The organism is Brevibacillus aydinogluensis (assembly GCF_961514395.1).
GTDB lineage: Bacteria > Bacillota > Bacilli > Brevibacillales > Brevibacillaceae > Brevibacillus > Brevibacillus aydinogluensis.
Window position 1 is genome coordinate 1,744,042 of sequence record NZ_OY569118.1, and the last position, 26,053, is coordinate 1,770,094.

The following is a 26,053-nucleotide window of genomic DNA, read 5'->3' on the forward strand; positions in this document are numbered from 1 at the left end:
GAAGGAGTGAGCAGATGGAAGCGGTCAAAATCGACAGACAGAAGCTTTCTGACAGGGTGGCGCTCCAAATAGAGCAGTGGATTACCGCAGGACATGTACGGCCCGGCGCCAAGCTTCCATCTGTACGGGAATTGTGCCAACTGTTTAACGTGGGCCGTACCGCTGTGCGAGATGCCATCACGACGCTGAAAGGGAAAGGATTGGTGGAAGTCCGACACGGCAACGGCACATTCGTCCGCCAGTCTGACTGTTCTCGCGTCTTTCAAGGCGTGAGCCTCGTGCGCAAAGAGGATATCCACAAGCTCTTTGCGGTGAGGAAAATCCTTGAGGCAGGGACGGCCGAACTGGCGGCGGTTCACCGCAATACGGACCACCTGTACCACATGAAGAAGGCGTTGGAACGCTTGGCCCAGGCGGATTCGCGGGATGGGTGGAGAGCCGATCTCCACTTCCATCTTGCTATTGCGGAAGCCACGCAAAACGAGCACCTCGTGCAGTTGATGCAGACCGTTTCGTCGGCGATCCGCAAGGGGATCATGGACTGCCACCGGATCATTCTGGCTGATGCCGAGCAGGAGCGGGTGATTTTTCACCAGCATGTGGCTGTGTTCGAGGCCATCCGCGATGCAAAACCGGAACAGGCGAGACAGGCGATGGTGGAGCATTTGGCCCATGTGGAAGCCTTGTTGAACGGAACGTTGTGACATTGTGTCCAAGGGAGGGAAGAACATGGACGCGACGCTGATCTCACAGGTCATCGGTACGGGGAGCATACGGCCGGCGGCGAACTCGTCCCACGTTCTCGGCAATCACGGCTTATACGAAGTCTTTCCGGAAACCGAAGAAGAGATCGCAGCAGTGCTGAGAGCGGCGTACGAACAAGGGTGGACCGTCATTCCGATGGGCGGCGGAACGAAAAGAGGTTTTGGCGGTACCGAAGCAAACACAGACATCCTGCTCGGTCTGTCCGCCTTCCGGGGGATTGTCGACTACGCGCCAGGTGACATGACCGTGACGGTCAAGCCCGGAACGACCATCCAGGAGATCAATACGCATCTGGCTGCCCATGGCCAGATGCTTCCGTTCGATCCGTACTGGCCCCGGCATGCGACCGTCGGCGGCGTCGTGGCTACCAACGACAGCGGGCCGAAGCGCATGCGCTACGGTTCGGTCAGGGACCACGTCATCGGGATGCGCGTCGTCTATCCCAATGGCCGCATTATTCGAACAGGCGGCAAGGTAGTGAAAAATGTAGCCGGCTACGACATGAACAAGCTGTTTATCGGCTCCATGGGGACGCTGGGCGTCATGAGTGAAATCACGCTGAAACTGCGCCCGCTCCCGCCCTTTCAAACCCTGCTGCTCCTCGCATTCTCCCGCTCTGACTTTACCCAGATCCGCTCCTTTGCAGTATCTCTCCTCGATTCCCTAATGGAACCCGTCTCGTTGGAATTCCTCAGTCCCGCTGTCAACCAATACATGAGTGGAGGAAACGGATATGCGCTGGCGATCGCCTTTGAAGATGAAGAGAAAGCGGTCCGCTATCAGGAAGAGTGGGTAAAGGCACGACTGCCGAAAGATACGGAGATTCTGTCTTGGGAGCAGGAGGAAGCTGCAGAGTGGTGGATGCGTTTCGCCCGGCTGCCTCCCTCCGCCCTTTCTTCCGGAGATGGAGAGGAAACGATGGCGATAAAAATTGGCAGTAAAAACCTGGATGTGCTCGAAATCGTCAAGACCTGCCATGAGCTCGGCGAACGGTACGATCTGGCCGTCCAGACCCACGGCGGGGTTGGTCACGGCATTACCCGAGTCTATTTAAGGGGAAACCCGGCGCATTTTGCCGCATACCTGACAGAGATACGCTCGCTGGCCGAAAGCAGGGGAGGCTATGCAGTCATACAGCACGCTACGCTCAAACAGAGGCGAGAGCTGGACGTGTGGGGGAGACAACCTGCCGCCTTTTTCCTGATGGAGGGCATTAAGCGAACCATCGATCCGCGTCGTGTGTTAAACCCAAACCGATTCATAGGGGGGATCTGACGTGAGTGCGCCTGTATCTCATGCAAAAGGCAATTTTCGGTGGGAAGATCCGCCGGACGAAGAGAAGTATTCCGCATGCGTTCACTGCGGGCTCTGTCTGGAGTCGTGCCCCACCTATCTGGAGACAGGGCATGAGCAGCAATCCCCGCGCGGCCGGGTACATCTGATCAAGTCCGTGGCAGAAGGAAAGCTATCGATCAGTGCGGGGATTGAAAACCCTGTCTTTACCTGCCTCGATTGCCGCGCATGTGAGACTGCCTGCCCGTCTGGCGTACAGGTGGGCTCGCTGATTGAGGCCGCTCGCGGACAAATTCGCAAGGCCATTCCGCTCACGGGTTGGAAAGCGTTTCTTCATTCCTTTTTTCTGAGAGGCGTGTTTCCTCATCCATCCCGGCTGCACATGGTGGGAAATCTGTTGAAGATGTACCAGAAAAGCGGTTTGCAGTCGCTCTTCCGAAAAACGGGACTGCTCAACCTGCTCCCGCAGCACCTGCGAGAGATGGAGCGCGTCCTGCCGACCGTCACCGATCCCGTTATGCGTACGCGCCCGGAAGTGATTCCGGCGGCAGGACCGGCCAGGGGGAGAGTCGGCCTGCTCACCGGTTGCGTGATGGATGTGATGTTTGGTGAGATCAACGCAGCGACGATACGCGTGTTGAATCGAAACGGGTACGACGTGATCGTGCCGCGCGGACAGCGATGCTGCGGAGCGCTTCACATTCACGCGGGCGACCGGGAGCAGGGAAAGGCGCTGGCCAGACAAAACATCGACGCGTTTCTGGCGGCGGATGTGGAGAGCGTGGTGGTAAACGCAGCGGGCTGCGGATGTGCGCTCAAGGAATACCCCGAACTGTTGCGCACCGATCCCGCGTATCACGACAAAGCCGTTCGCTTTGCGGAAAAAGTGGAAGACATCTCCCGGTTCCTGGTTGCCCGCGGTTATCAGAAACCGCGCGGCAGGGTAGAGGCGAGGGTGGCGTATCATGATGCCTGCCATCTCGCCCACGGGCAGGGCATTCGCGACGAGCCGCGGCAGCTTCTGCGCGAGATTCCGGGAGTGGAGTGGATCGAGATGGCGCTTGCGGACCGCTGCTGCGGCAGCGCCGGCATCTACAATCTGACCAATCCCGAGATGGCCGGCAAGATTCTGGACGAGAAAATGAAAGCCGTCCCCGATCAAATTGATCTGCTCGTGATGGGAAATCCCGGCTGCATGTTGCAGATGATAATGGGGGCGAGGAAGCACGGTCGAACGACAACAATCGTCCATACCGTACAACTGCTGGATTGGTCGTACGAGCGGGAAGCGCTGACTGCGAACCAAGCGGAAGCGGTAAGGGGGGGTGATCCATGTCGGCAATCGACCCGATTGTCCATGAACTGGCGCGGATTGTGGGGGCGGATTCCATCCTATATCAACAGGAGGATCTGATGACCTACGAGTGCGACGGCTACACTGTGCACAAACACCCGCCGCGGGCTGTCGTCTTTCCGTCCTGCACTCAAGAAGTTGCCGCAGTGGTGAAGTATCTGCACGACCAAAACATCCCGTTCATCCCCCGCGGAGCGGGAACCGGGTTGAGCGGCGGAGCCGTCCCGTTGGGCGGCGAAGTGATCATCAGCCTGGTGAAGATGAAACGGCTGCTTCACGTCGATTACGAAAACCGTCTGGCCGTGGTGGAACCTGGCTTCGTCAATCTGAAACTGACAAATTCCGTAGCGGGCAAAGGCTACTATTACGCACCCGACCCTTCCAGCCAATACGCCTGCACCATCGGCGGCAATGTGGGGGAAAACGCGGGTGGGGCCCATTGCCTCAAGTACGGCGTGACCACCAACCATGTGCTCGGCCTTGAGGTGGTGCTGGCAAACGGAGAGATCGTGGAAATCGGCGGCGTTCCCGATGCACCGGGCTACGACCTGATGGGGCTTATAACCGGGTCGGAAGGAACCTTGGGGATCGTCACCCGGATCACGGTGCGCATCTTGAAAAATCCGGAAGGGAAAAAGACGGTGCTGGCTTATTTCGACAGTGTGGAAGAAGCAAGCCAGGCCGTCTCCGACATCGTGGCGGCCGGCATCATACCTGCGGCGCTGGAGATGATGGACAAAACGGCGATCGAGGGCGTGGAAGCAGGCACGTATCCGATCGGGCACCCCAAGGAGGCAGAAGCGGTTCTCTTGATCGAAGTGGACGGGATTGCCGCCGGCATTGACGATCAGATCGCAAAGATCGTGTCCGTTTGCCAGGGCAGAAAGGTGTCGGCGGTAAAGGTGGCCGCGACCGAGGAGGAACGGGCGAGATGGTGGGCCAACCGGAAAACGGCCTTCCCCGCGATGGGTTCCATTTCACCCGATTATCTCGTACAGGATGGCGTCATTCCGCGCAGCCGGCTGCCGGAAGTGCTGGAGAAAATCAGACAGATCAGCGAGCGTTCTGGGCTGAGGATCGCCAATGTATTTCACGCCGGAGACGGCAATCTGCATCCGTTGATCTTGTTTGACAGCAGAATCCCGGGCGAAACAGAACGGGCAGTCCGGGTGGGATCGGAAGTGCTGAAGGTGTGCGCGGACGCGGGAGGCTCAATCACGGGCGAGCATGGAGTAGGCATCGAGAAAAAAGAGGAGATGCGGTACATCTTTACGGATGACGAGCTGGACGCCCAGTTGCAGATTCGCAGCGTATTCAATCCGCGGAATCTGCTCAATCCGGACAAAATATTTCCCAAACCGGGCCGCTGCACGGAAATGAGGACGGCACCGGTTAAAACCTGTTGAATTGCAATGACGATTCTGAATTAAGGGTGTGGCGTTATGATGACGTGGTCACAAATATTCAGCCCGGTGGGAGGGAGTCTGGGCCTCTCCGCCCTGGTTGCAGTGATCCCGATTCTCTATTTTTTCTGGGCGCTGGCCGTAAAACGCATGAAGGGCCATGTGGCCGGTTCGACTACATTGCTGGTGGCTGTGCTGATTGCGATTTTGGTGTACGGGATGCCGGTCGGCATGGCAGTCATGTCGGCCATTCAAGGCGCTGTTTACGGAATCCTGCCGATTGGCTGGATTATTATCGCGTCCGTCTTTTTGTATAAACTGACGGTAAAATCGGGGCAGTTTGACATCATTCGTTCGTCCGTTGTGTCCATCACGGAAGACCGCCGCCTGCAGGCTCTGCTGATCGCCTTCTCGTTCGGGGCCTTTCTGGAAGGAGCGGCCGGCTTTGGAGCGCCGGTCGCCATCTCGGCGGCACTGCTGGCCGGGATTGGTTTTCATCCTCTCTATGCGGCGGGCATTTGCCTGCTCGCCAACACGGCACCGGTCGCCTTTGGTGCCATTGGAACGCCGATCATCGCCGTGTCTGGTCCGACAGGCATTCCGGCCATTGACATTTCCCAGATCGTCGGCCGCCAACTGCCGCTGCTCTCCATCCTCGTTCCGTTTTATCTCGTCGTGCTGATGTGCGGCTTTCGGCGGACCATGGAAGTGCTGCCTGCCATTTTGGTTTCCGGCATTTCGTTTGCCGTCACGCAGTTTTTCACTTCCAACTACATGGGACCGGAACTTCCCGATATTCTCTCCGCCCTGGTTTCGATTGTCTGCCTGACGCTCTTTTTGAAAGTGTGGCAGCCCCGGTCGATCTTCCGCTTTGAAGCAGATCAGACCGAAACAAGAACGGTTGGTGGTGCTGGAGCGACAGGAGGGAAAAACGGGGAAACCCTTTTGGCGGGGCGGGTTCTGTACGCTTGGTCGCCATTTTTGGTGCTGACCGCGCTGATTTCCTTGTGGGGAATTCCAGCGGTAAAATTGGCATTGACCGGCAAATACGAAGGGGGCAACGTGCTCCTGTCCGCCCTCAATTCGATCGGCAAGGCCCTCACCTTTGCACCACCGGTTCCCGGCCTGCACCGGCTAGTCATTGGCGCCAACGGTAAGCCAATCGACGCGGTGTTTAAGCTCGAACTGCTGGTGGCGGCAGGGACGGCCATCCTGTTTGCAGCGGTCATCACCAAGTTCATCTGCCGCCTTTCCTGGAGAGAGTGGGGGAAGACGTTTGGTGAGACCCTGTGCGAACTGCGCTTTGCCATCGTAACGATCGCCTCCGTCGTCGGTTTTGCCTATGTGGCCAACGCATCCGGAATGAGCACGACCCTGGGGATGACCTTGGCGGCGACAGGGATCCTGTTCCCGTTTTTTTCGCCCATCCTGGGTTGGCTGGGGGTATTTCTCACGGGCTCGGACACTTCGTCCAACCTGCTCTTCGGCGGTCTGCAAAAGGTGACGGCCATCCAACTGGGCATGGACCCAGCATTGGCGATCGCCGCCAACAGCAGCGGTGGTGTTACAGGCAAAATGATCTCGCCGCAATCGATCGCCGTCGCCTGTGCGGCGGTGGGGCTGGCTGGAAAAGACGCCGACCTGTTCCGGTTTACGTGTAGGCACAGCGTGTTGCTCCTGCTGATCATCTGCATGCTGACCTATCTGCAGACAAATATCCTCTCCTGGATGCTGCCGTAAACGAAATCATCCTTCCCCCGAATCGATCCCATTTATATGATAATCGAACATCCTGTAAGCAATACTATACCTATTACCGGATATACGGAAGGACAGCTATCAAACGACCATGAAGTTCAACCTGTTTTGGCGCAAATCGGTGGATAGATCGAAACGGTTCCTGTTACGCGAGACACAAGCGGTGAACACAATCGAGAAGACGCCCCTTCACGCGTCGCTGGTCAAAAACGCGGAGGTGCTGACGGAGCGCCTCGGCCGCAACAGCGATTTCGCCGCCTGCCACTTCACGTGTCTGGACAGGAATGTCAGCCTGTTCTTTCTGCACAGTCTGGCCGATTCCGACCGCCTGAACCGGCAGGTGATCGTTCCCCTCCAGCAGAGAGCGGGCATGTTCCCGACAGCTGTGGAGACGTCTTTGGCCGAGGACGAGGAAAAAAGCCTGATCCTGTTTATCCAGGAGAACATCATATCCGCAAGTGACATACAGCGAGTAGAGGACTGGCAGGCCGCGATTGAGCAGATCCTGCACGGCAAAGCGCTGCTCCTGGTAGAGGGCGAGTCGGTCGGTCTGGCGGTGGGAGTCAAAAAGGAATACAGCCGGAACATCGAGCAGCCGGAAACGGAACAAAGCGTCATCGGACCGAAAGACAGCTTTGTGGAAACGCTCAACACCAATATCGGCCTGGTTCGCCAGCGCTTGCGCGACCCGTATCTGCGGGTGGAATCCATCGTGGTGGGAAGACGGACGAAGCAGGAGACGGCCGTCATCTACCTGGCAGACGTGGCCAATCCGCAGGTCGTGGAAGAAGTAAGGCGGCGTCTTTCCTGCATCGAAACAGACAGCCTGATCGGCCAGATGCAGCTACTGGAATATCTGGAGGACAATTCGTTCTCCCTGTTTCCCCTCATGCGCCCCACGGAACGGCCTGACGTCACCTGTTCCTATCTGATTGAGGGAAACGTGGCGGTCATGGTCGAGGGGACGTCGCATGCGCTGATCCTGCCGATCACGTTTTTTCAAATGCTGGAAACGGTCGACGACTACTACACCAGCTGGCAGTACGCCACGCTGATCCGCATTGTGCGGATGGTCGCCCTGTTTCTCAGCATCACGACGCCCGGGCTGTACCTGTCACTCGTCGCGTACAACCCGGAGCTGATTCCCACCCGGCTGCTCATCTCCATGGACGCCGCACGTGTCAAGGTGGCGTTTCCTATCTTTATGGAAATTTTTATCATGGAATTCATCATAGAGATCATCCGGGAAGCTGGCGTCAAACTGCCCAGGCCGGTCGGACAGGCGGTCAGCATCGTCGGCGGTATTGTGATTGGGCAGGCGGCTGTGAACGCCAACCTGGTCAGTCCCGTGACGCTTGTCATCGTCGCACTGACCGCGATCTCCTCCTTTACGTCGCCTGTGTATTATCTCGGCATCACACACCGGATTCTGCGTTTCTTTCTGCTGATCTGCAGCAGTGTGTTGGGGACGTACGGATTCATCCTGGGCCTGCTCTTCATCCATGCCCATGTGGCCAGGCTGGTTTCGTTCGGGGTTCCCTATCTGGCGCCGTTTTCTCCGCTGCGTTTGCGCGACTGGACGGATATGCTGATTCGCATTCCGATGAAAAAGCTGCGTACGCGTCCAGCGTTTCTGAAAACGCGCAAGCCCAAGAAGGGAGAGGACACCCCGATGGTGCAGCGCGACCGGCGAAACACGTGAAGGGATCGTTGGCGACAAGGGAGTTGACAGGTGCGAAATCAAGCGCGTATCGTGATAAGATAAACGAAAAAAAGTCACGATCGTCGAGCAGAGCAACTGCGTATGCCGGGCAGTTGGTTCCATCGTGTAAAAACGGGAGAGGAGATACACTGTGGAGCACTACGCCAATCAGCCAAGTGGAGTTTTTCCGTCTGTCTGCTCACTGGATTGTCCGGATCAATGCGGTCTCCTTGTACACAAAAAAGATGGAAAGATTGTGAAAATCGAGGGCGATCCCAACCATCCCGTCACCCGGGGAGCTATCTGCAACAAGGTACGAAACATGACAGCGCGAATCTACGACCCCAAACGGCTCTCCTATCCGTTAAAGCGTGTGGGCGTAAAAGGGGAAGGCAAATTTGAACGAATCAGCTGGGACGAAGCGATTGAAACGATTGCTGCCCGCTGGAAGGAATTGATTCGCAGCGAGGGGCCGGAAAGCATCCTGCCGTACAGTTTCTACGGCAACATGGGCAGGCTCAGTGCGGAATCGATGGACCGCCGGTTTTTTCACCGCCTGGGCGCAAGCAGGCTGGAGCAAACGATTTGCAATGCAGCCGGAACAAAAGGGTACGAGTATACCATGGGCGGCAGCTTTGGGACGGACCCCGAGGATACGATCCATGCCAAGCTGATCATCATGTGGGGGATTAATGCGGTCAGCACAAACATGCACCAGGTGGCGCTTGCCGAGAAAGCGCGCAAAAACGGAGCCCAGGTCGTCGTGATCGATGTGCACAAAAACCAGACCGGACGTTGGGCAGACTGGTTTATTCCGATCATGCCCGGGACGGACAGCGCACTTGCCCTTTGCATAATGCATGTGCTGTTTGCCGAAAACATGGTGGACGAAGATTTTCTCCGCCAGTATACCGTAGGGCATGAGGAGCTTCGGGAGCATGTAAAGCGGTACGAGCCCGCTGCCGTTTCCGCCATTACGGGTGTTCCCGTGGAGGATATTGTCCGGCTGGCCCGCATGTACGGTCAAGTGTCCCCATCTTTTATCCGCATCGGAAACGGGCTGCAGCATCATGACAATGGCGGCATGTGCGTGCGGACGATTGCCTGTCTACCCGCGCTTACAGGCCAATGGCTGAAAAAAGGGGGCGGAGCGATCAAGGGGAACGGAGGGTACCTGCGGTTCAACAAGCAGGCGCTGCAGCGTCCTGATTTGCGCGCCGATAATCAGGCGCGCCTGATCAACATGAATCAGCTGGGGGATGCCCTGCTTGAGCTAGACCCGCCGGTGCGTTCGCTGTTTGTGTACAGCAGCAACCCGGCTGTTGTGGCCCCAGAAGCCAACAAGGTGCGCCGCGGGCTGGCCCGCGACGATCTGTTTACCGTCGTGCACGACATGTTTTTGACGGAGACGGCCATGTATGCCGATCTCGTGCTTCCGGCGACATCTTCTTTTGAAAACACGGACTTTTACACCTCGTACTGGCATCACTACATTCAATTGCAGCGGCCAGTGATTCCGCCGTATGGAGAAAGCAGGTCCAATGTGGAAGTGTTCCGCCTGCTGGCGAAAGCGATGGGATTTGATGAACAGGCATTTCAGGACACGGAGGAGGAGCTGATCCGGCAGGCGCTTTCCAACCACCGGAACCCGTATCTGGAAGGCATCGACTATGAAACACTGGTGGAGAAGCAGTATGTCAAGGCAAATGTAAAACCCCTGTTTCCGGGACGCCTTCCTACACCCAGCGGGAAAATCGAGCTGTATTCGGAAAGGATGGAGCGGGAAGGATATCCGCCGCTGCCGACGTATGTACCGCTTGCCGAAGCCGAAGACGGCGATTACCCGTATTGGTTTATTCCGGCGCCCAATCATAATTTCCTCAATTCGACTTTCTCCCATCAAGACAAGCACGTGCAGCTGGAAAAAATGCCTCGACTGCACATGAATGCTGCCGATGCAGCACGGGCCGGAATCAACAACGGGGATAAGGTGCGGGTATGGAACGAACGTGGCGAGTGTGAACTGGTCGCCGCCGTAGGCGAGAATGTGCTGCCCGGCGTAGTGGTAAGCCAGGGGCTGTGGGCGGATATGACAGGCACGAAACGGTTGGTGAATGCGCTCACGCCGGACCGTCTTGCGGACATGGGCGGCGGAGCCACCTTCTTTTCTGGACGCGTCAACGTGGCAAAAGCCTAGCTTATGGCACAGTGAGAGCCACACCCACTTTGGCGGGATGTGGCTCATTCGTGTATGCTGCTTGCTGTCGGAACCATTACCTGATCACGGCAGCAGCAGCGAGGGCTGCATGCAGCTGGGGCACTTAATAACCCCTTCTCCAGGGACGTCGGCAGCATTCCGGGGGACAGCGTCTGCAAAAGTCCGGACAGATTCGCCGGCGCGGCGGCCGATATTGCGATGGAGATTGGGCGGGCCAATACGATTGGTCCCACGATTCTGTCGACCAATAAGGCGATTGTGTGGACCATTGTTCGGACGATTGGTCATGCCATTGTCCAGGATAATTGTACATACACATCACCCTCTTTTCTATATTCTGGCATTACCATACCTGTATATTCGCGTGCCGACACGCTTGCATAGGCAAGCAACATTCACAGATGAAAATAGGGTTGCCACCCATCGGAAGATTTGATGGGTAAAAATGGAAAAAGAGGGGACGGAATCACAGATATGGAAGCGAGTTTGTTGTCGGTGCTGGCGGTTGCGTTTGTATTGGGGATCAAACATGCGATTGAACCGGACCATGTGATCGCGGTATCCACGGTCGCCACGCAGACGAAGCGATTGGGGAATGCGTCGTTGGCCGGTTTGTTCTGGGGAATCGGACATACCGCCACGCTGTTTGTCGTCGGCATGGTATTTCTTCTGGTAAAGAACGGCATTCCCGAAAAAGTGGCCATGTCGCTTGAGTTCCTCGTCGGGATCATGCTTGTATACCTGGGCGTTACGAGTCTTCGTTCCCGTAAGAAACGGCACATCCAGGTGCATGAGCATGAACATGACGGGGAACTGCACAAAAATGCCTTCTCGCACGTACAGAGCGAGTCCCGCAAACACCTGCAACGGGTGTCGTACGGAAAATCCCTGCTGATCGGACTGGTGCATGGGTTGGCGGGCAGCGCTGCGCTCGTCCTGTGGACAATGGCTGCGGTGAACAGTGTATGGGAAGGCGGCCTGTATATCCTGGTATTTGGGGCCGGCACGATTATCGGTATGCTCCTGACCACGACGATCATCGGGATTCCCTTCGTCATCAGCGCGAAAAACGCCGGAATAAGCCGCGTGCTGACACAATTGACTGGAGGGATCAGTGCCGTGTTTGGCCTGTATTACATGTACAACCTCGGCGTTGTGGAGGGGTTGTTCAGGATGTGGCTGCAATAGGGGCATTCGTATCGTGATGCAAAAGAAATTTTTGTCACCATGGGTACGCGTATAAGCATTTCCTACCTTTTGTACATAGAGTATGACGACTACATGTGCGAAAGGAGGAATTGCATATGGGTATCTTCCATCGTGATGGGTTTGCGCTGGCATTGGTATTGTTCATACTGCTGGTCATCGTCGGGTGTGATTGCGACTGTTAAAGACGGCGATGATTGCGCTGAGGTGCAAAGGGGCTCCCCCTTTGCTTTTTTTCACTTCTCGCAGTGTACGTGCCCATAGACGCTGAGTACACCGTCACGAAAAAAGAGGTGATTGCATGCGCAAAATCAAACCAGACGGCGAATACCCTCAGGAATTTCACGATTGGCTCAGAGCCAACAAGGTGCCCAAGCGGGAGCGAAGGAACCCGGAAGCGCTGCAGAAGCACTTTCAGGAATGGAAGAAGATCAATGCGCCTCGCAGGCGATCCTTGTTTGCCTTTCCCAGACTCAACCTCGATTTGGGAACCATTGTCGATCAGGTGAGGACAGTCAGCGAACTGCTGCAGACGCTGCAACAGGCAGGCGAGTTGATTCGTCCTCAGAAAAAACATCACGATGATATGATGTAAAGGGGGCGTACGTCCCTCTTTTTTGTTGACGAGAGGGTTTTCGAAGTCCCCCTGCATGCACACGGACATGAATTCACCCCGCAGGTTGTCTATACTGCGTCACAGCGGAATCGGCGGCGCATGTCCGCTTTTTCGTTGGAACATACTACGAAAAAAGCCGGAAAGGTAGAGGGAGAATGAAGCGAACATGCGTCGTGTTCACGGCGTTTCTGCTCCTGTATCCTGGGCATGCCATTGCTTTCAGTCAGGCAATTTCTCCCATCCATGTGATCATTGATGCGGGACACGGGGGGATTGACGGAGGAACCTCTTACGGAGGCCTGTACGAAAAGGACATCAATTTGGAAATTGCGCGACGAGTGTATCATCAATTGTCCGCCGAAGGGTATCAGGTGATCCTCAATCGCACCGGGGATTATGCGCTGAGTGATGAAAATCGGTGGTCCAAAACGTCATCCCGTCACAAGCGCGACTTGGCGCAGCGGCGGGGCCTGGCTGCCGCATTGGACCCGCAAATCATGGTCAGCCTGCATGTGAACTGGTCTACAAACCCAAACACGCGCGGGGGACTTGTGCTGTATCAGCAAAACCATCAAAGTTTCCTGCTTGCGGACATCTTGCAGCATCACTTAAACGAACTGTATGGCAAAAAGGATGAACCAAAAGCGGGAAAGACGTATTATTTGCTGCGCCACTCCATATGTCCGACTGTGATTGTGGAAATGGGATACATCAGCAATGCGCGGGATCGGGAGCAGATGACGCGTCCGGAAAAGCAGGCCGAACTGTCGAGAGCGATTTGTTCCGGCATTCGCGAATACTTCCTGCTGGTGGGCAGCATGCAGAAGGACGACCTCGAGAAAGCGTCGTGGACTCAATTTTGGAAAGATGTGTGGCAGAAGGGAAAGCAGTTGTGGGAAAAAATTCAGGCGATGTAGCGGCGGACGCACAGCACCGTGGAACGTCAATCAGCAGAGGGAGAGCAGTTGCTCTCCCTTTCAGCGTGTAGACAAAGTCCGTGGCGCATGGGTGATCGGGCCCGCTCGCTCTCTTGACGACCAGCAAAGTAGTGGATATTGTTCGCTACAAAACGCGACGCGGGCAGGGGACAAACATCTGGGCATTTCGACGAAGTGAGACTTGTGTCCCCTGTATTCCCCGCGTCTAGCGTTTTTCCGCTGTGCAGGTCGTCAAAGGAGCTCGCTTGGCCCATCACTCCATGCCGTGTACTTTTTCTCCACCTTCGGTTTGATTAATCTGCAGGCCTTTCGGCCTGACAACGATGAAAGATGGTTTTACATTCGGAACTTCGATCAAAAAAATACAGTTTGTCATCAGTCTGAAAAGGAGAGCAGCTGCTCTCCCTTTGTTCGTTCCCCAGGACGTCGCGTCAACCAATGGCTGGCAGAAGTGAATGCGGACTGCCCATCAGCGAATCGTGGAGGAATATGTACGGATGTGATCTGGATTTTGTCCATGCTGTTTTCTGTATATTGTCCATGTTCATCAAGGGCTTTCGTCCTTAGAATTAGCAATGAGAATCATCCTCAATTACTAGAGAGGTTGCTGAAAGGAGATTTACTGCACATGAAAAAGGGATTAAAGCGTGCAGGGACGGGGTTCGTCGCCCTGCTCATGCTGTTGTTGGCGGCTTGCGGTTCTGCTGACAAGACTGCCACGACGAATGTGAACAACAGCGCGGGTAATGTGGTGCCCGCCGGAAATACGGCTGAACAAACGACGAGAACAGTCCGCTATCTGGACAAGGATTACACCGTCCCGGCCAAAGTGGAACGGATCGTCATCACCGGAAGCCTGGAAGCGATGGAGGACGCCGTCGTGCTTGGCGTGCAACCGGTCGGCGGTATTACCATCGGGGGAAAATTCCCGGACATATTCAAGGAGATTACCGGGTCGACGGTGTCGATCGGCGAGAAGACGCAGCCGAATTTTGAGACGATTCTCCAATTGAAGCCGGATGTCATCCTGGGCACCTCCAAGTTCAAGCCGGAAGTCATGGAAAAGCTGGTCAAAATTGCGCCGACGTTTCCGTACTCCCACATTTCCACCAACTGGGAGAACAATCTCCGCCTTCTCGCGGAGCTGACGGGCAAACAGGACCTGGCCGAACAGGCGCTTGAGAAATACAAGGCGGATGCGGAAGCGGCAAAGGCACAGCTGGGCGAGAAGCTGAAAGGCAAAAAGGTTGTGGTCATTCGCTACAGACAGGGCAACATCAACATCTACCCGGAGAATGTATACTTCAACGACACGCTGTACAAGGATTTGGGCCTGGAAGTGCCGGAACCGATCAAAGCGGCCAAGGCGCAGGAGACCATTTCCCTGGAAAGGTTCAGCGAAATGAACCCGGATTACGTGTTCGTACAGTTCTCCCTGGATGAAAACGCGCAGCATCCGAAAGCGCTGGAAGAGGTGCAGGCCAATCCGATCTGGCAGAGCATCAATGCAGTCAAAAACAACAGGGTGTATGTGAACGTCGTCGATCCGCTTGCCCAAGGCGGCACAGCGTGGAGCAAAATCAACTTTCTGAAAGCTGCCGTGGAGAAACTGTCCCAGTAATCTTGAACAAGGCGTGTAAACGGACATGAGACGAAACTTTCCACTGCCGGCCCTGATTTTGGGGCTGTCACCGATTGCGATTGCAATCGTCATCCTGACATCCATTCTCTACGGCGCACGGAATATAGAGGCACACGTGGTGTGGGAGGCGTTCGTTCATTTTGACGCGGGCAACGTGAATCATCAGATTGTCATGCACTCGCGGCTGCCGAGAGCAATTGGCGCCATCCTGATCGGCGCATTCCTCGCCATGTCGGGCGCACTCATGCAGGGGATGACAAGGAATTACCTGGCGTCCCCTTCCATTATGGGCGTGACGGACGGTTCGGCGTTCGTCATCACTCTTTGCATGATCCTGCTGCCGGACGCTACGTCCCTGGACATGATCGCGTTTTCGCTGATCGGCTCGGCACTGGGGACGGGGATGGTATTCGGCATGGCCTCCCTGGTGCCAAACGGCATGTCACCGGTGCGCATGGCGATTATCGGCACTGTCATCGGAACGTTTCTGAGCAGCACATCGGCGGCACTTGCGAGTTATTTTCAAGTCTCGCAAAACGTCAGCTTCTGGTACAACGCCCGGCTGCACCAGATCGACCCCAGCATGATCAAGGTGGCCGTGCCCTTTGCCATCGTCGGAATCGTGACGGCCCTGCTCATCTCCCGCTCGATTACCGTGCTTAGTCTGGGCGACGAAACGGCCATCAGCCTGGGACAGCGGACCACCTTGATCAAGGCGGTCGCTACCGCCGCCGTCGTCATCCTGACCGGCATTTCCGTCGCGTTGGCCGGAAAAATCGGATTTGTGGGACTCATCATTCCACACGTGGCCCGATTTCTGGTCGGATTGGACTATCGCTGGATCGTCCCGTGCTCCGGCGTGCTTGGCGCTGTCTTTTTGGGACTTGCCGATGTCATGAGCCGATTCCTGAATGACCCCTTTGAGACGCCGGTCGGCGTTGTCTGTGCGCTCTTTGGCGTTCCTTTCTTCCTCTACCTGATCCGCACGAGAGGGGGGAAGAAACATGCGTAGGAGCATGGAACGGCGCTATTGGATGACGCTCGTCGCCGGCGCAGTCCTTTTGCTTGCTGTCGTCTATGTCAGCCTGACAAACGGCGTATTCAATCTGACCGTCACCGATGTGATCAAAACGTTGCTGCGCATTGATCCGGTGCCGGAGCACGACATGGTCGTCTTCGAGTTTCGTCTGCCGCGCATTGTCATCGCTGCGTTTGTCGGCTTTGGTCTCGGGATCGCCGGAACCGTCGTTCAAGGGATTACGAAGAACGGGCTGGCCGATCCTGGCATTCTCGGCATCAATGCGGGAGCGGGATTTGCCGGCGTCCTGTTCATGCTTCTGTTTGAAGGAAAAATGATTGGAGCAAGCCTGCTTTCCATCATGGCGATGCCCATGTTTGGCCTGGCGGGCGGGTTGATGGCTGCCGGTTTCATCTACCTGTTCGCGTGGAGAAACGGCAGACTGGAACCGGGAACGCTGATCCTCGTCGGCATTGCCGTCGGTTCAGGGCTGTCCGCGGCGACGATTTATCTGTCGCTCAAGATGAATCCGCAGGATTACGAGATGGCGGCGGTGTGGTTGACAGGAAGCATCTGGAACGCCAACTGGAACTACGTGCTGTCCATGATTCCGTGGTTTCTTTTGCTCGTTCCGGTCGTTTTCCGCAAAGCGCCGATCCTGGACGTGCTTCAATTGGGAGAAGAGAGCGTGAAAGGTCTGGGCGTGCGAACGGAAAAAGAGAAAAGCGTGCTGTTGATCGCAAGCATAGGACTTGTCAGCGCGTGCGTTTCCGTATCCGGCAGTATCGGGTTTGTCGGACTGCTGTCTCCGCATATCGCCAAACGGCTGGTCGGCTTGCATCATCGGCGCGTGATGCCGATTAGCGGACTGGTCGGCATGCTGCTGGTCGTCATTTCCGATTTTATTGCCAAAACCGTCTTTTCCCCAGCCGAACTGCCGGTGGGAATCGTCATATCCATCGTGGGCGTGCCGTATTTCGTCTATTTGCTGTTCCGGGCAAAAATGTAGGAGGTAACCGCCGTGAAGGGCACAATCATCACTGATCATATCGGAGAGAGGGAACTTGCGATCTATCTGCCGCCCTCGTATCCGGACGGTGCTGCCTCGTTCCCGGTCGTCTACGTGCACGATGGCGGCGATTTGTTTGCAGAACAGGCGGATTCTTCTTTGCGTCCCGCTGCTTCTCTGCAGGAAATCGAGCGGAAGTTTGCCAGCGGAGAACTGGCCGAACTCATCATGGTCGGTATCGCACCGGTCGACCGGATTCATGAGTACACCCCCTGGTTTGCCAAGGCCTTGTCGGAGCGATTCGCTGACTTCGGCGGCAGAGGGGCGGAATACCTCGCGTTTATCGTCGAGCAGGTGAAACCGCATATCGACAGCAGGTACAAAACCAATCGCCGTCCCGATCAAACGGGAATCATCGGCAAATCGCTCGGGGGTCTCATCTCACTGTACGCCGCGTACCTGTACCCCGGTGTGTTCGGCAAAATTGGCTCCATTTCCGGTTCGTTCTGGTACGAAGGGTTTGCAGACTACATGCGCGAGCAAAAGATGGCGCAGACCGGGCTGAGACTCTATCTGGACGTAGGAAGTTTGGAAGGAGAAGGGAAGCAGACCGTGCAGCGGGAAATGGTCGCGCGCACAAAAGAAGCGTATGCCATACTGGCGGCCAGTGGGTTAAACGGGAAACAACTGCGGCTGCATGTGGAGGAGGGCGGACGGCACGAGCTTTCCTGCTTCCGCAGCCGATTCCCCCAAGCGCTGTCATGGCTGTTTCAGAAATAGAAGGGAGTGAGTGCTGTGTTCGTGGAAACCAAGAACCTGATCGTGAAAGAAGGCACCTCTGATCTGGTGGTCGAGCGGTTCAAAAGAGAAGGGGCCGTTGAAAAATCGGAAGGATTTATTGATCTGAGCGTGCTCGTCAAAAGCAGCAAAAAAGGGGAAGAAGAAGTTATCATCATGATCCGCTGGGAATCCAGAGAGGCATGGAAAAAATGGGAGCTGAGCGAAGCCCATCTGGAAGGCCACAGGCAGGCGAGAGGCAAGCCGAAGCCGGATTATATCATCAGCTCCAGCCATCATCTTTACGATGTGAAAGCATTCAAGAGCGGCAGGAAACAGTCGGATCAACAGTGATAGGAAATATTTACCATACAGGATGCAGATGTTATCATAACATCATCTGCATCCTATTTTTTACAGATGAGGAGGGGGAAAAATGAGACGCGTTCCGCTCGCAGTCATGCTGACCCTTGCCGCGATACTGCTTTCATCATGTGCGGATAACTCCCCATCGCCAGATACAGAAAATACAGCACATGAAGCGGCAAGCTGGCCGTACCCATTTGTGGTTGTCGAAAACCGTGTGTATGTCATTAAAAATGATGAAAACAACGACGAGCTGGTAGCAAAAGAAAAGATCGGGGAACAAATTGGAATCGTGCAGGAGAAATACGAATATCCACGGGATGTAGAACCATCTTCACTTATCATTCACTCAAATTATCTGGAGGAAGGGACAAAGCTGTTCACGATCAAGGACGTTGATCCGAGTGTTCAGATTGCCTTTGAAAAAAGTGAGGGGGTATTCGTCAAGGCCACGGAGAAAAGTGCTGTTCCAAAAACGAACGAATAGCTGGCATGGGCGCTGCTCGCTCTCTTTACGACCGGCAGAGCAGTGGATCGGGTCCGCTCCAAAACGCGGCCCGGGCAGGGGGCAAACATCAGGTTATCCAAGATGTGAGACGTGTGCCCCCTGTTTCCCCCGCGTCTGCGTCCTACGCTTTTTTCCGGAAGAGGCTGATCACCGAGATCAGCAGCGCCAACCCGGAGAGCACCAGCGGCAGCGTGCTGCCGGTCGAAGAAGAACTGTTCTGTGCCGCCGGAGCCGCAGCCTGACCAGCTTCGTTGTTCCCTGAGTTCCCTGCTGCTTTATGCTCATCGGCATGGTCATCGGCGGTTTGGGCCGCTTCCTTAACCGCGACGGTAGGGGCCGGCGTGTCAGACCCTGCGGCACCTGTCCACTCGACGACCGTGCCATCGGCGTACGTCTGAGTTGCATTCCAAGTCAGCGTGCCCGGTTCGGCGGGGTTTTTGGCGGAGAGGCCGAACTCCATGAATTCATGCGGCTTGATCCCGTCGGCGGTGGCTGTCCAGGTGATCGCCTTGAACCGGCCGTCCGCGTCTTTTTCCCATTCGTAGGTCCAGCCGGGGGCCGGCAGAACCGTACCCACTTTTACACCCGCCGGGAATTCCAGCCGCACCTTGATAGTATTGCTGTCCTTTTCCACCGGGACGCGAACGGTATAGCGTTCATACGAGTTCGCTTTCGTTTCCTTCGGCCAGACCGTGACGTGGGCGCTAGCCGTTCCCGCGAAGGTCAGAAGCGCTCCGGCGACAGCGAGCGAGCTTGCCCATTTATTCCAGTTCATCTTCATCGTGTTTCTCCTCCTCCTGGTATAAACAGCGTGTCGGTGAATGCTGCATGTGTCCCATCGTGGAAGGCGGCGTCAATCCGATAGGTCCACGTTCCGTACATGGAAAACGGAATGTCCGCCTGATAACGCCCCGTACCTGTCCGCTCAGCAGGGATGGGCTGCCTGTTTATCTCCGCATCCGGCTTGGATACCTGCACCTGGACTTGCCGCGGCTCGGTCATCGGTGCGGGGAACTCGATGGTCATGATCTGCGTGCCGGGTGCCACTCGCGGGATCTTGACCACCACTTGCGCGTCAGCGGCAGGAAAGGTTTTGGCGTAGGACGTCACCGGCAGGGGATAGGCCGACTGGCTCATCCAGACGCCGGCCAGCAGGGCCAGTGCACCCGCCCGCCACTCCCAGCGCAGCAGCGCGGGCGACGTCAGGCGGCCGTGCTTTCGCCACCGCAGGGTCTGCGAGATCGCAAGCGCCAGCATCACGCCGGTCAGCGCCAGCTTGAGGCCAAGCAGCACGCTCCACGTCTGCCCCTTCCACAAGACTGCCCAATCCGTTTGCTGGACGGTCAAGGCAGCGCCGGAGAGCAGGGCAGTGGCGGACGCGAGCAGCGCCAGCCGAACAAAGAACCGGCGGAGCGCCCCCCACTCGATCGCGTCACCGCTTTTCCTCGCCCGGCGCATCGCCAGGACCAGGCCGGTCAGCGCCCCCAGCCAGAGCGCCAGGCCGAACAGATGCAGGATTCGGAACGAGGCGGCCAGCCACACCGGCTGAATGCCCCACGCGTGCCCGCCAAAGGCCAGCGCTCCCACGGCCAGTGCCCACATGACTAGGTACCAGCCTTCCACCATGCCCGGGACGGCGGCGAGCAGCATGCACACAAGCTGCGCCCCGACCATCACGAGGAAGGGGGATTGTCCGAGGAGCGCCCACTGTCCTTTTGCAAACACCGATGTCAGAGCGTTCCCCGGCAGGGACGCCAGGTAGAGAAGCCCTTCGGCAATCAATCCGACGACGATGACGATCCACACCGCCAGCCGCCTGCCTCCGGTTGCGCGCATGTCTGCGGGCCAGCCGCGTCGTCGGCCGAGCCAGGAGATCCAGTGAAGGCCGGCTGCGATCAACAGCGTTCCTTCCACGACGTAGCGGATCACCGCCAGAATGCGGTCGAGCAGGGCGGAAGTTCCATCCGATACGGGGGCGATGGTTCCGGACGCGGAACGCCCGACGGAGAACGTGAAAGACCCGTTGACCGGATGACCGTCTTCGGAGACGACGGACCAGACTGCGGTGTACGTGCCATCGGGCAGCTTCGGCGGTTCAGCCCGCATCCGGGCGGCGTTGCCCGCTGTGAGATGGGGGCCTGTCAGCGCAATCGAACGGCCGTGTTCATCGTACAGCTTGAGGTCGATCAGCCCTTCTTCCAACGGCTCGCTGAACTCCAGCGCAATCTCCCCGGGGCTGGATTGCACGACTTGTCCGTCTTGGGGGATGGTAGCCAAGAGACTGGCATGGGCAAACACAGGGGGAGAGCCCGCGCAAAGCAGCATCAACAGGATAAACCAGCACACAACCATTCGTTTCATGAGATTCACCTGACTTGAAAGTGTGGTCACACCTTTTTTACCCTACCAAGAAAACAGACAGAGGAGAATGGCTCACTCGGGCTATTATGCAGGCATGGAAAATGGCTTTTTCATGAACAAAACGTACAGGGACTGCATATGATTGACGCTGCCATGAGAGAGGGTGAGTTTCCCCAAAGCCGGCTTTGAATTCGCGCTGGTCCAGACTCGCTTTGTGCCAGCTACGACGCGGAAAATCAGTTGGAAGCCATAACGCTTGCGTCCGCCCTTGCAGCCGTCACCCAAAAAATCAAACTCATTGCCGCTGTGCTGCCCGGATTATGGCATCCGGGATGGTGGCCAAGATGATTTCCACGCTGGATCAGATCAGCCATGGCCGGGCAGCGGTCAATGTGGTCAGCGGGTGGTTCAAAGGCGAATTCCACGCGTTCGGCGAACCGTGGCTGGATCACGATGAACGGTACAGGCGTTCGGAAGAATTCATCCGCGTTCTCAAACAGATGTGGTCCGAAGAAGAGACCGTGTTTCGCGGCGATTTCTACCGGATTAACGGCGGTGCGCTTTGCCGGTCAGGCGTCGCCGGAACGGCAGGGGATGTGGGCGAATTTCGATTTTGTGAATCTCGTGCAGTACAATGACGGGTTCAAGACAGGACTCATCGGAACGGCGGAACAGGTGGCCGATCGGACAATCGAGATGAAAAAGATTGGCGTCGATCTTTACAAAACCTCCCTTCTTTCGTCAAAGGATTCGACAGACGGGCTGTCGAAATGTTGATGCAGGAAACGCAGCGCAGCAAATGCAGCCCGGATTTTTATCACGACGGAGAAAGGGAGGAATCGGGGATGGGCTATGATCCTGTTTTTCTGGGAGAACGGCACGAAGTTCCTCTGCCTGTGCTGCTGGGAAAAACGGCGGAAGACGCGTTGGAAAACGGGAGGGTGTACGACTTTACCCACTTCTCCATTGTGATGAACAAACGGCGAAAGTTTGCGGTTTATTCTGCTGCATGCGTGGATAAAAGCCGATTCGTCAACATACCGCGCACCAACCGGTTGTGGCATCTGGATGACCGCATCGGGGCAATGAATCAGGTCGGGCCGGAATACTATGCACAAAATGACTATGACAAGGGGCATCTGACGCGCAGAAGAGACGTATGCTGGGGAGAGCGGCACGAAGCGGAAAAAGCCAACCGGGACTCGTTCTGCTATGCCAATATCGTCCTGCAGCACCACAACTTCAACACGGGGGTGTGGAACTGCCTGGAGGATTGGATTCTGAACCGTATGGAAAGCGAGAAAAAATTAATCGTGTTTACCGGGCCGATTTTCAGGGAGGACGACGAAGAGTACTGCGGCGTGCAGGGCCAACCGGGCTGCCAGGTGAAAATTCCCTTTGGCTTCTGGAAAAGCGTGTTTTTCGTGGATGGGCAGCACCGGTTGAAAAGTTTGTCGTTTCTCATTCGCCAAAGTCCGGAGCGGTTCAACGACGCCTGTGAGTATCGGCGACTGCAGACGTATCAGGTGCCGCTGACGACCATTACCAGAGAAACGGAGCTGCTGTTCAAACACACGCTCTATGAGGCAAATCCCCTGTACTTCTGGCCGTACCGTCTGGCTGCCGCCGGCTGCTTGGTCACACCGGAGAGACATCTGATTACCCAACCAGCCGACATCATTATGGATCGGGAGTAATCAGTGACGGATTGAATAAAACCGGTCGTTTGTGGACTGTCCCCTGCTCTCACAGGGGCCGGTTTTTTGTCTTCCCGCCAAGGTTATCATCGACACGGGACAGGACGTCAAGATGTCATCCGCTACAATTCCTCAAGGATGTCCGTTGCAATCAGCGAATACCCCGACGGCCGCTTGGCTGCCGCGCGATCACCGGCGGACCCGTGGAGCCAGACGGCGAGACATGCTGCGTGGTCGGCGGGAAGTCCTTGGGCGAGCAATCCGCCAATCATTCCGGCCAGGACATCGCCGGCGCCGCCGGTCGCCATTCCGGGGTTGCCGGTCGGGTTTATATACGCGCGGCCGTCCGGTGCAGCGACTACCGTACCGGCTCCTTTCAGCACCAGCGTCAGTCGGTGGCGACGGGCATAGGAGCGGGCCAGCTCGATCCGGTTTTGCTGTATCTTGCTTGTCGTCACGTTGGCAAGTCGGGCCATCTCTCCGGGATGAGGGGTCAGGATGGTGGGGGTTTCGCGCTTCGGCCAGGATGAGAGGTCAGCGTCAGCCAGAATGTTCAAGGCGTCGGCATCCAGGACCAGCGGACTGTTCGTCTCCTCCCACAGCATGCGCAGCCAGTCCGCATCGCCGGGAAAGCGTCCCAGCCCCGGGCCGATGACGGTGACGCTGCGGCTGCGGACCAGTGCGATCAGCTTTGCCCGGGCTTCCGGCAGATTCCACTTCCCGGGAAGCCCGGCCAGCATCACTTCGGGTACATGTCCGATCAGCGCGGGGAGGAGTGCGTCGGGCATTACCCAGGTCACCAGCCCGCTGCCTGCACGAAGCGCTGCTTTGCTGCAGAGCAGCCCGGCCCCGCTCATCTCTCGGCTGCCTGCCACGACAAGCACGTGTCCGTAGGTTCCCTTGTGGGTGTCGGCTTGACGCGGCAATCGCGGATCCAGCCGGAACCGTTCGCGAAACAATTGTTCGCCGAGCAGGAAGGTTTGGATGCCGAATGTGTCGGCAAGTGACGGCCAGATACCGATGGGGCGTACGACGACCTCTCCCGCCTTGTCCAGGCCGCCTGTCTGAACCAGCCCCCGTTTGAGAAAAGCGAGGGCCACCGTGCGCACTGCCCGAATGCAGGGATCGTGGGGCACGCCGGTATCCGCGTCCAGACCGCTGGGAATGTCGGCGGAAATGATCGGCAGCCCGCTCGCGTTCGCTTCCCGGATCAGATCCGCGTAGGGGCCGCGCGGCGCGCCTTTGCTGCCCGTCCCCAACAGCGCGTCGACGATTCCGTCAAATGATCTCCAATCAACAGGGGAAGTGCCGTACACGATGGAGGGTATCCCCAATCGCCGCGCGATTTCCTGCTGCCGCGCGGCTTCCCCTGTCAACTGTTCCGGCGATTGTGCAAAAAGGAGGGTGACGTCTACGCCGTTTTCCATCAGATGCCGCGCCGCCACCAGTCCGTCGCCACCGTTGTTCCCTTTTCCGACGAGGATCGCCCAGCGGGGGGGTCGTTTCCCTTTGTCAATCCCGTGAGTGCGGGAATACTCCTGAACGTCGCGGGCGATGGCGCTGCCCGCGTTTTCCATCAGTACGGCGGCAGGAATGCCGATAACGTCGATTACATGCCGGTCCATCTTTTGCATCTCTTCGGCGGTTACCACATACATGGATCGCGGACTCCTTTCCCAAAACGACTTCGTGTGACCTCATCATACCACAGGGAAGGGGATTTGATGGTCGATTTTGCCTGTGCGGCGGGTTCTCCTGCAATCGGACGTCAAGGCAAGATTAAATCAAAGGAGAGTGGATCATCCCCGGCGGAAATAGCTGAAGAAAAGGAAAAAAATTCATTGACAGCATCGTGCGAGGCCGATAGTATAAGTATTAACAGAAAATAAAGAATAGACTGAACTAAGAACATGGTTTTATATGATAAAACATGACTGATTCCGCCGCCTGTGCATGGCAAATTTTTTTCTTTGAAAGAATGACAGCGCTTTCCATCGTGCACTGACGGGTGTTTGTGGACATGATGCTGTGCCTGTGCTGTGCCGTTATTGTAAAACATAGTTTTATATTATAAAACAATAAATCCATTCCTGAGGAGGTTGTCCTATGCCATTCCTGTCGCCAAAAGCAGAACACTCCCTACAGGCCAGGCACAATGTTCGCTGGACGGTCGTGGTGTGGTTGTTGATCGGCGGAATCATCAATTACCTGGACAGGGCCAACTTGTCCATCGCCGCGCCGGAAATGATGAAGGAACTGGGGCTGAGCAAAACCGATATCGGGCTTCTGGGAACGGTGTTTTCCTGGTCGTACGCGCTGATGCAGCTTCCTTCGGGATGGCTGGTTGACCGCTTTGGAGCCAAAAAGGTGTATTCCATCGCCGTGATCTGGTGGAGTCTCGCAACGATGATGACAGGTGCCGTGAGCAAACTGTCTTCCCTGATCGGTACCCGCCTGCTGCTCGGCATCGGAGAAGCTCCCTGTTTCCCGACGGCGGCCAAGATCACGTCGTACTGGTTTCCGAAAAAGAACGCGGCCTGGCTACAGGGATTTGGGACTCCTCGTCCAAATGGGGTCCGGCGATTGCGCCGCCAATCCTCGTGTTCCTGCTGATCAGCTTCGGCTGGAGGGCGCTGTTTTACATCACAGGCTTGCTCGGCATCGTGTTTGTGATCTTCTTCCTCATCTTCTACAAAAATCCGGAGAACAGCCGCAAACTGTCCCCCGAAGAACGTGCCTACATTCAGTCCGACGGAGCCGGAACCGAGCAGGGCATTCAGCAGTCCGGCATCAAATGGCGCACCCTGTTTACATACCGAAGCGTATGGGGGATGATTCTCGGCTTTTTCTGCACCATCTGGATCTGGAACATCTTTCTCATTTTCCTCCCTCTCTATCTGGTAGAAGTTCACCACATCTCACTGACGGAGTTGGGGATATACGCCAGCATTCCATGGATCGGCGGAATCTTCGGCAATATCTTCGGCGGGTATCTGACGAAAAAACTGGCGGACAAGGGAATCGCCGAGCCGATGCACGCCAAACGGATGCTGATCGGCATTTGCGCCCTGGCTGCCGCCGCCGTCGTCGTGATCATTCCATTCGTGCACGGCATTGGGACAACGATTACGCTGATGACATTGGCTGTCTGCTTTATCTCGGCGATTACCGGCAGTGCGTGGGCGCTTGCCGGAGATATCGCTCCCCCGTCAATGGTGGCGTCGGTCGGTTCGATTCAAAACTTTGGCGGTTATTTTGGCGGCGCGTTCTCCCCGGTTGTTGCCGGAATGATCGTTGATACGACCGGTTCATATGCGCTCGCCTTTATATCGGGAGGCGTGATCGCCGGATGCGCAGCATTGTGTTACTGGTTGCTTGTCAAAAAACCGATTGGGGAAAAGCAGGCCTGATCGATCGTTTGC

At 56.5% G+C, this 26,053-nt stretch carries 22 protein-coding genes and 1 pseudogene; 20 read left to right on the forward strand and 3 right to left on the reverse strand.

The features are described from left to right. The first annotated feature begins 14 nt into the window (after positions 1–14). The 17 genes from Q7F15_RS08540 (at position 15) to Q7F15_RS08620 (ending at position 18,552) form a co-directional block, all read left to right on the forward strand. On the forward strand, positions 15–704 hold the full coding sequence (locus Q7F15_RS08540; RefSeq protein WP_304415422.1) for a FadR/GntR family transcriptional regulator: 690 nt from the start codon (positions 15–17) through the stop codon (positions 702–704). Between the two features lie 25 nt (positions 705–729). Continuing rightward, the gene (locus tag Q7F15_RS08545) at positions 730–2,040 is read left to right on the forward strand and encodes an FAD-binding oxidoreductase (protein WP_304415423.1); all 1,311 of its coding nucleotides are present in this window, start codon (positions 730–732) and stop codon (positions 2,038–2,040) included. 1 nt (position 2,041) lies between these two features. Continuing rightward, positions 2,042–3,472, forward strand: coding sequence for a (Fe-S)-binding protein (locus tag Q7F15_RS08550; RefSeq protein ID WP_304415424.1), 1,431 nt, complete (start codon positions 2,042–2,044; stop codon positions 3,470–3,472). Continuing rightward, positions 3,391–4,818, forward strand: coding sequence for an FAD-linked oxidase C-terminal domain-containing protein (locus Q7F15_RS08555; protein ID WP_171564589.1), 1,428 nt, complete (start codon positions 3,391–3,393; stop codon positions 4,816–4,818). Before Q7F15_RS08550 ends, Q7F15_RS08555 begins: the two co-directional genes overlap by 82 nt. Positions 4,819–4,857: 39 nt before the next feature. Next, complete coding sequence (locus Q7F15_RS08560; RefSeq protein ID WP_212133180.1) at positions 4,858–6,555, forward strand: L-lactate permease; 1,698 nt, start codon at positions 4,858–4,860, stop codon at positions 6,553–6,555. Between the two features lie 181 nt (positions 6,556–6,736). After that, positions 6,737–8,275, forward strand: a complete 1,539-nt coding sequence (locus Q7F15_RS08565) for a spore germination protein (protein ID WP_304415425.1) — start codon at positions 6,737–6,739, stop codon at positions 8,273–8,275. 151 nt (positions 8,276–8,426) lie between these two features. Further along, on the forward strand, positions 8,427–10,472 hold the full coding sequence (locus tag Q7F15_RS08570; protein WP_304415426.1) for a molybdopterin-containing oxidoreductase family protein: 2,046 nt from the start codon (positions 8,427–8,429) through the stop codon (positions 10,470–10,472). Positions 10,473–10,967: 495 nt separating this feature from the next. Further along, positions 10,968–11,681 (forward strand): urease accessory protein UreH domain-containing protein, encoded by a 714-nt coding sequence (locus Q7F15_RS08575; RefSeq protein WP_230077034.1) that lies wholly within the window; start codon positions 10,968–10,970, stop codon positions 11,679–11,681. A gap of 116 nt (positions 11,682–11,797) precedes the next feature. Continuing rightward, positions 11,798–11,884, forward strand: a complete 87-nt coding sequence (locus Q7F15_RS08580) for a YjcZ family sporulation protein (protein ID WP_171564742.1) — start codon at positions 11,798–11,800, stop codon at positions 11,882–11,884. 116 nt (positions 11,885–12,000) lie between these two features. Continuing rightward, positions 12,001–12,294, forward strand: a complete 294-nt coding sequence (locus Q7F15_RS08585; protein WP_171564594.1) for a hypothetical protein — start codon at positions 12,001–12,003, stop codon at positions 12,292–12,294. Between the two features lie 176 nt (positions 12,295–12,470). Next, positions 12,471–13,232 (forward strand): N-acetylmuramoyl-L-alanine amidase family protein, encoded by a 762-nt coding sequence (locus Q7F15_RS08590; protein ID WP_171564595.1) that lies wholly within the window; start codon positions 12,471–12,473, stop codon positions 13,230–13,232. A 649-nt stretch (positions 13,233–13,881) separates the two neighbouring features. Then, the gene (locus Q7F15_RS08595) at positions 13,882–14,874 is read left to right on the forward strand and encodes an iron-hydroxamate ABC transporter substrate-binding protein (protein WP_304415427.1); all 993 of its coding nucleotides are present in this window, start codon (positions 13,882–13,884) and stop codon (positions 14,872–14,874) included. 25 nt (positions 14,875–14,899) lie between these two features. Further along, positions 14,900–15,907, forward strand: a complete 1,008-nt coding sequence (locus Q7F15_RS08600) for a FecCD family ABC transporter permease (protein ID WP_304415428.1) — start codon at positions 14,900–14,902, stop codon at positions 15,905–15,907. Between the two features lie 4 nt (positions 15,908–15,911). Then, positions 15,912–16,922 (forward strand): FecCD family ABC transporter permease, encoded by a 1,011-nt coding sequence (locus Q7F15_RS08605; RefSeq protein ID WP_438286239.1) that lies wholly within the window; start codon positions 15,912–15,914, stop codon positions 16,920–16,922. Between the two features lie 12 nt (positions 16,923–16,934). Next, the gene (locus Q7F15_RS08610; RefSeq protein WP_171564599.1) at positions 16,935–17,702 is read left to right on the forward strand and encodes an alpha/beta hydrolase; all 768 of its coding nucleotides are present in this window, start codon (positions 16,935–16,937) and stop codon (positions 17,700–17,702) included. A 15-nt stretch (positions 17,703–17,717) separates the two neighbouring features. Further along, entirely contained in the window at positions 17,718–18,053 is a 336-nt protein-coding gene (locus Q7F15_RS08615; RefSeq protein WP_304415430.1) for an antibiotic biosynthesis monooxygenase family protein, read from the forward strand. An 82-nt stretch (positions 18,054–18,135) separates the two neighbouring features. Continuing rightward, entirely contained in the window at positions 18,136–18,552 is a 417-nt protein-coding gene (locus Q7F15_RS08620) for a hypothetical protein (RefSeq protein WP_171564601.1), read from the forward strand. A gap of 142 nt (positions 18,553–18,694) precedes the next feature. Here Q7F15_RS08620 and Q7F15_RS08625 read toward each other — a convergent pair whose 3' ends face one another. Both Q7F15_RS08625 and Q7F15_RS08630 read right to left on the reverse strand, forming a co-directional pair. Then, positions 18,695–19,348 carry a YcnI family copper-binding membrane protein gene (locus Q7F15_RS08625; protein ID WP_304415527.1) on the reverse strand — a complete coding sequence of 218 codons (654 nt, stop codon included), beginning with the start codon at positions 19,346–19,348 and terminating at the stop codon, positions 18,695–18,697. 2 nt (positions 19,349–19,350) lie between these two features. Further along, entirely contained in the window at positions 19,351–20,934 is a 1,584-nt protein-coding gene (locus Q7F15_RS08630) for a copper resistance CopC/CopD family protein (protein WP_304415431.1), read from the reverse strand. 344 nt (positions 20,935–21,278) lie between these two features. Here Q7F15_RS08630 and Q7F15_RS20640 point away from each other — a divergent pair, with 344 nt between their 5' ends. Together Q7F15_RS20640 and Q7F15_RS08640 are read left to right on the forward strand one after the other, a co-directional pair. Next, positions 21,279–21,572, forward strand: coding sequence for an LLM class flavin-dependent oxidoreductase (locus Q7F15_RS20640; protein ID WP_438286234.1), 294 nt, complete (start codon positions 21,279–21,281; stop codon positions 21,570–21,572). 207 nt (positions 21,573–21,779) lie between these two features. Beyond that, entirely contained in the window at positions 21,780–22,631 is an 852-nt protein-coding gene (locus Q7F15_RS08640) for a DNA/RNA non-specific endonuclease (protein ID WP_304415432.1), read from the forward strand. 122 nt (positions 22,632–22,753) lie between these two features. Here Q7F15_RS08640 and Q7F15_RS08645 read toward each other — a convergent pair whose 3' ends face one another. Beyond that, positions 22,754–24,289, reverse strand: coding sequence for an NAD(P)H-hydrate dehydratase (locus Q7F15_RS08645; RefSeq protein ID WP_304415433.1), 1,536 nt, complete (start codon positions 24,287–24,289; stop codon positions 22,754–22,756). 448 nt (positions 24,290–24,737) lie between these two features. Between Q7F15_RS08645 and Q7F15_RS08650 the strand changes: the two are divergent. Next, positions 24,738–26,041: pseudogene (locus tag Q7F15_RS08650) on the forward strand (MFS transporter). Positions 26,042–26,053: the final 12 nt, after the last annotated feature.